Source organism: Chloroflexus sp. MS-G (assembly GCF_000735195.1).
GTDB lineage: Bacteria > Chloroflexota > Chloroflexia > Chloroflexales > Chloroflexaceae > Chloroflexus.
Genome location: NZ_JPIM01000192.1, coordinates 1 through 4764 on the forward strand (window position 1 = coordinate 1; position 4764 = coordinate 4764).

Annotated in this window: 3 protein-coding genes; 2 read left to right on the forward strand and 1 reads right to left on the reverse strand. The window is 53.2% G+C overall.

The window, feature by feature from the left end; all coding sequences use genetic code 11:
• Positions 1-273 precede the first annotated feature (273 nt).
• Entirely contained in the window at positions 274-1077 is an 804-nt protein-coding gene (gene menH / locus JE47_RS0119515; RefSeq protein ID WP_031461353.1) for a 2-succinyl-6-hydroxy-2,4-cyclohexadiene-1-carboxylate synthase, read from the forward strand.
• A gap of 303 nt (positions 1078-1380) precedes the next feature.
• Here the strand turns inward: menH and JE47_RS0119520 are convergent, their stop codons facing one another.
• Positions 1381-1860: a hypothetical protein gene (locus JE47_RS0119520; protein ID WP_031461354.1), complete on the reverse strand. Its 480-nt coding sequence runs from the start codon at positions 1858-1860 to the stop codon at positions 1381-1383.
• Between the two features lie 570 nt (positions 1861-2430).
• Here JE47_RS0119520 and prpE point away from each other — a divergent pair.
• Positions 2431-4359, forward strand: coding sequence for a propionate--CoA ligase (prpE, locus tag JE47_RS0119525; protein WP_081910079.1), 1929 nt, complete (start codon positions 2431-2433; stop codon positions 4357-4359).
• Positions 4360-4764 lie beyond the last annotated feature (405 nt).

Genomic DNA, 4764 nt, shown 5'->3' on the forward strand with positions numbered 1-4764 from the left:
GCTCTCACACAGAGAGGGGAAGGGGGAATTCGCTCTCGCAGTGATGAAAACGACTGCTCACCCTGTACTGTTCTCTGCCAGACGGCGCGAGGAAGGAGAAAAGGGGGAACAGGTTGACGACCTGCCCCTCTCGTTCAATCCTCTCACCTCTCACCTCTGTCACTATTGCCCAACAGAAAGGACTTTGCAACGCATTCCCTCTCACCCCAGCATCATAGCAACGGTCGCCAGTATGATAAGATAATGACTATCGTATCAGGTTACAGGAGAACAATGAAGATCACACTTAACGACATCTATTTGTCCTTCGAAATAGCCGGTAACGGCCCGGCGCTGCTCTTGATCCATGGCTTCACCGGCAGCAGTCAGACATGGCAGGCACTGGTACCGGCGCTGAGCCAGCACCGCACGTTGATAATGATCGATCTGGTCGGACATGGTGCCAGTGCCGTGCCGTCTGATCCGCAACGCTACGCTATCGAACAGTGTGTTAGCGATCTCCTCGCTTTACTCGACCAGCTCGGTGTTGCGCGTACCGATCTGCTGGGCTATTCGATGGGGGGACGGATTGGGTTACTGCTCACGGCCAGCGCACCAGAGCGAGTCGGCAGGCAGGTCTTGATTGGCGCTTCACCAGGATTGGCTGACCCAGCCGAACGAGCTTCACGTTTGGCGAGTGATGAAGAACTGGCCGAACGTATCGAGCGCGCAGGTCTGGAATGGTTCGTTGAGTATTGGGAATCGCAGCCACTGTTTGCCAGCCAGCAGCGCCTGCCAGCCGCTGTTCGTGAAGCGCAACGCCAACAACGCCTGGCCGGTAGTGCAATCGGCTACGCCAACGCTTTACGCGGGATGAGTGTTGGGCGGCAACCATCGCTGTGGGAGATATTACCAACCATCACTACCCCTACCCTCTTGATCACAGGCGCACTCGATCCCAAGTTCTGTGCAATTGCCACTCGTATGGCCGAACTGATGCCTCATGCCCGTCACGCCATTGTACCCGATGCCGGACATGCCGTTCATCTGGAACAACCAGCAGCGGTTGCCGAACTGGTTAGCGTATTTCTGGCATGACTGATTCTAGAGCCAGATGGAACGTTTCCCTGTGAAGGAAATGAACCGATACGCCCGCAGGATTGCGCAGGTAAGGACATAGTACACGCACAGTCGAACAGGCAGACCAGGCACTCTTTTGATCGGGCACTGATCAGTATTGTAGTGGTGGTCATCAGCAGCTTCATCAGTACAAAACTGTCCGGTATGCAACACAACAGTGCGGAAGTGTGATTTTCGCACGCTGCACAACGAACCTCTTGTATCACTGAGTGTAGATATATCCACGTAGAGAGATGGATGAAGTAGCTTCTGTCTGAAAGCCTATGTGGTTTGTGTATCCTTTGTATCCTTATTGAGAGACACCAGAAATTGCACGATCCGAACAATGAGTAGAATGAAGATAATCACATAGCAAATAAAAGTAGCCGCGGCCATTATTAAAAACAGAGTTCCACCCCATTTATTTAGAAATGGCTCCAAACCACCGGTGAAAGGCAAAAGTTGAATTACCCACCGTATTCGTAGATCGTCAGCATCGTATTGAAATAACCACGCCAGCATGTAAAACCAATGGACGGCGCCATAGATCACCCAATCTATGATGCTTGATCTTAAACTTAGAATAAATGCAGTCATCAAGACTATATGAAAACCTATCCATGCCACAATCAGCAAAATTCCAAAGATCAAAGCCAGCCAGCCCGCAATTGAAAGGCGCATAAGGCCAAGGATGCTAACAAACAGCACCTCTGCACCGATCAGCAAAAACTTAACCCGAATGTCCAGTTTTTTGTCTGACACTGTTGTTTCTTTCTGTGATCATGATGTTGCTTGTAATCGATGGCCGCTAGCCTACATCAGTGGGAATGAAGGGAGATAAAAAGCCAGGATCAGGGTTCCGTTAAAACGGAGGATGTTCGACACACAACTGCACGATTCCCATGGCTGGCTTGCAATATCTCAACCCCAGAACAGGAGGTAAACCGCAGCCAGATCATTCAGCACATAGCATACCTTAACAGGAGCAGATGAGCAAGTGGTATTCTTCGCTTTAGCATCTATATATAATAAACTTTCACAGCTTTCACTACTAGATTCTTTTCCGCACCTATTTACGAAAAGACAAGGGGCCGCGTTGACCACTATACTATTGACCGCTTGCCCGCCATCTTCGATATGTGGATAGGAGCTCTCAATTCATCTTATTCATCCACACCCGGATGGCAACATAGATTGCTCGTCCTTCAGCCTGAACCAGCCGTAAACATAGCTTAGATGCGTTTCGGAGGAGCTTATCCCCGACCCAACCTGTGCTATTTGTGACTCGGCGATGGTATAATAGAGCAACTATTTTGTTTCCCTCAAAATACGATTGCAAACTCGCAGAGGAGGATCGCCGTGGGCTACGAAGCCGTCTATCGCCGATCGATTGAAGAGCCAGAAGCGTATTGGGCAGAGTTCGCCGCTGAACTACACTGGTTTAAACCATGGGAGAAGGTACTTGACAACAGTAATCCGCCGTTCACGCGCTGGTTTGTTGGCGGTGAAACAAACCTGTGCTACAACGCGGTTGACCGTCACGCCCTTGGCAAACGACGTGGGCAGGCGGCTCTCATTTGGGAGAGCGCGGAAACCGGTCAATCACGCACGCTGACCTTCTTCGAGCTATACCGCGAAGTCAATCGACTGGCCGGCCTGTTCCGCAATCTAGGTGTACGGAAGGGTGATCGGATCATCATTTACATGCCGATGGTGCCCGAAGCCATCTTTGCAATGCTGGCATGTGTCCGAATTGGGGCCATTCATTCGGTGGTGTTTGGCGGTTTCTCGGTTACTTCACTTGCATCGCGGATCGACGACGCCGAACCGGTGCTGATCGTAACTGCGGATGCAGGTATGCGCAAAGGTCAACCAGTACCGCTGAAAGAAATTGTCGATAAGGCGCTTGCCGAGGCTAATACCGATAGTGTACGCGATGTACTGGTTCTAAATCGCGGTTTGGTGCCGGTTGAATTGCAAAAAGGACGCGATCTTGACTGGTATGAGCAACTGGCGAAACGTGGTGAACGGTATGTCGAACCGGTACCGGTCGCTAGCACCGATCCCTCGTACATTCTTTACACTTCAGGCACAACCGGCAAACCCAAAGGAGTGGTACGTGATACAGGCGGCTACATGGTAGCCCTTTACGCCAGTATGAGTACCATCTACAACTGCGGTGACGGTGATGTCTTCTGGAGCACCAGCGATATTGGTTGGGTCGTCGGCCATTCTTACATCGTCTATGCCCCCCTCCTCAAGGGTGTACCGACGGTAGTTTACGAAGGGCGTCCGGATCATCCTGATCCCGGTGTCTGGTGGCGCGTAATCGAGAAGTACGGGGTCACGCATGTCTTTACTGCGCCGACTGCCTTGCGCGCACTGCGCAAATTCCCCGAACACTGGATGCGTGACGCTGACATTAGTTCGCTAAAACTCCTTTTCGCTGCCGGCGAGCCGCTCGATGCGCCAACTTACGAGTGGGCAACGAACACACTTGGGGTACCGGTCATCGATCACTACTGGCAGACCGAAAGTGGCTGGCCGATGGTCACCAATCCGGTTGGCGTCGAGTTGCTCCCGATTAAGCCAGGTTCCCCAACCAAACCGGCATTCGGTCATCGGCTTGAGGTGGTTGATGCCGATGGGAATCCGGTACCGGCGGGCGAGAAAGGTTTTCTGGTCGAGCATGGCCCCCTTCCACCCGGTACATTACTCACGCTGTGGAACGATGATGACCGCTTCGTAAAAGGCTACTGGGGACACTTCAAAGACAAACTCCTCTATATGACCGGTGATTATGCCATCAAAGATGAAGACGGTTATCTGTTCATGCTTGGGCGAGCCGATGAAGTGCTCAATGTAAGCGGTCATCGTTTAGGAACGCGCGAGATTGAAGAGGTGATCTCGGCCCACCCGGCAGTGGCCGAGGCCAGCGTGATCGGCGTGCGTGATGAGCTGAAGGGCGAAGATGTGCTGGTGGTGGCGGTGCTCAAACAGCACATTACACCGCAGATGCAAGACGACATCGCCAACGAAATCCGGCAACTGGTTCGTGAACGGATCGGTCCCATCGCCACACCAAAAGCGGTGCACTTTGTGAGTATGCTGCCCAAGACACGGTCGGGGAAGATCATGCGTCGTGTCATTCGCGCCGTCTATCAAGGTGATAACTTGGGTGATTTGAGCACAATTGAAGACGACGCTACCGTTGATATGGTGCGTGAAGCGATTGAGTTACTGCGCAGCGATCTCTCGTAGTGTCTGATCAAAAAACCAGCTCTCTCATCAGGCACGTCCCGTGCCTGCACGACCATCACCCTCACCCCCAGCCCCTCTCCCGCACTGCGGGAGAGGGGTGTGTAAACGCGGTATCGGTGACAGGCATAGGATCGCCCCTGCTCCGCTCATCCCCCCCTTCCTCTCCTCTTGTGGAAGAGAAAGGGGTCAGGGAGGGAAGGTGAGTAGCACAACCTCCCCCCTTCCTCTCCCGCTTTGGTGGGAGCGGAAGGCGGAAGGTGAGGAGCACAATCTCCCCCCTTCCTCTCCCGCAGCGTGGGAGAGGAAGGCGGAAGGTGAGGAGCACAATCTCCCCCCTTCCTCTCCCGCAGGGTGGGAGAGGAAGGGGGCCAGGGGGGAAGGTGAGGGGCCACCCGCACTGCGGGG